Genomic DNA, 388 nt, shown 5'->3' on the forward strand with positions numbered 1-388 from the left:
TCCTCGAGCAGCGTGGTGAGGACGTCAGCCGGCGTCTTGTTGATCAGGTCCATGGAAGATTCCCACATTCGGTCGGACTCCGGGGAGTCGATTTCGTAGTCGCCGGTCAGCCCGCGGTACCGGCCAGCTCACGCCTTTCGTACAGCGCTCGGATCTCCCGCTGGTACCGCTCGGCGACACCCTTGCGCCGGATCTTGAGCGTCGACGTGATCTCGTTCCCGCCCGGCTTCCACGTCTCGGTGACGATATGGAAGCGTTTGATCTGCTCGACCCGTGCCAGGTTGGAGTTGGCGGCCTCGACATCCGCGGTGACGACGTCGATGACGCGCGGGTCGGCGGCAAGTTCCTCGAGCGGAGCGGGCTCGATGCCGTTGGCCGCGCAGTAGGT

The 388-nt window shown here is 64.9% G+C and carries 1 pseudogene; it reads right to left on the reverse strand.

Going from position 1 to position 388, the window contains the following annotated elements:
- Positions 1-106: 106 nt before the first annotated feature.
- Positions 107-388: pseudogene (locus GV818_RS33965) on the reverse strand (hypothetical protein); the annotation flags it as partial.

This window comes from Pseudomonas sp. Fl4BN1 (assembly GCF_009908285.1).
Classification (GTDB): Bacteria; Pseudomonadota; Gammaproteobacteria; order Pseudomonadales; family Pseudomonadaceae; genus Aquipseudomonas.